1 pseudogene is annotated in these 1,254 nt (G+C 53.5%); it reads left to right on the plus strand.

Features of this window, described 5'->3' with window-relative positions:
• Positions 1-77: 77 nt before the first annotated feature.
• Positions 78-1,244: pseudogene (locus tag AACQ81_RS03625) on the plus strand (IS3 family transposase).
• Positions 1,245-1,254: the final 10 nt, after the last annotated feature.

Raw genomic sequence — 1,254 nt, forward strand, 5'->3', positions numbered from 1 at the left:
TGTAGTAGTACATTAAATCCGGACACCTCAAAAGCCTGCTAATGTTATTAACATGACAATGAGGTATGACAATGAAATTGAAACCGACCAAACGCCACTATTCCGTTGAATTTAAGCTGGAAGCGGTTCAGCAGGTTGTTCTCCATCAGCAACGGGTTATTGATATCGCCCGTTCACTGGCCGTTGATGCCAGTACCTTGAGAAAATGGATCCGCCAGTATAAGGCCGAAATACAGGGGGTAACGCCTGCCGGTAAAGCCTTAACGTCCGAACAACGCCAGATACAGGCGCTGGAAAAACAGGTCAGGCGTCTGGAAATGGAAAAAGAAATTCTAAAGCAGGCGGCCGTGTTGATGAGCGAGATACGCAGTGGGGCTACTCGTTGATCACACGGCTGAGCGCCCAATGGCCGGTCACGGAACTCTGTCAGGCATTTAAGGTGTCACGCAGCGCCTATTACGATTGGCGGGAACGTCCTGTCGATACAGAACGTCTGCGGCTGCGCATCCGGACCCGTGAATTGTATAACCAAAGTCGGGGGGCCATCGGCAGCCGCTCCCTGAGCCACTTGCTGACCCATGAGGGCACACCGGTTGGGCGCTTGGCTGGCTCGCCGGCTAATGCAGGAATGCGGCCTGCAAAGTCGTCAGCCGGGGGCCCACCGTTATCGTCCACCGGGGAAAGAGCACGTGGCGTCGCCGGATTTTTTGCAGCAGCATTTTGCCCCGGCCAGCCCAAATACCCGGTGGTGCGGGGACATCACGTACATTCGTACGCAGGAAGGTTGGCGTTACCTCGCGGTGGTGATGGATTTATTTTCCCGCCGCGTGGTGGGCATGGCCATCTCTTCCTCACCGGATGCAGAGCGGGTCTGCCGTGCCCTGAGTCATGCCCTGGAAACGCGCCCTATTGAAGGCCGGCTGATTTTTCACTCCGACCAGGGAAGTCAATACAGTAGCAAAAAGTTCCGCCGCTTACTTTGGCGAAACCAGATTATCCAAAGCATGAGCCGCAGGGGCTGTTGCTATGATAATTCGCCGATGGAACGGGTATTCCGGAGTCTGAAAAGCGAATGGGTGCCACCGGAAGGCTATCAGGATATGCATGACGCGATGAGGGATATCACGCAATATTTGGGCGGATATTATAATTACATTCGTCCCCATAGTTTTAATGGAGGCATTTCTCCCGTTGAATACGAAAAGCAATGGGAGAAGGCTAAAATGGTGTCCGGAAGTTCTTGACCGCTACACA

It is taken from the genome of Xenorhabdus sp. Sc-CR9 (assembly GCF_963897815.1).
Taxonomy (GTDB): domain Bacteria; phylum Pseudomonadota; class Gammaproteobacteria; order Enterobacterales; family Enterobacteriaceae; genus Xenorhabdus.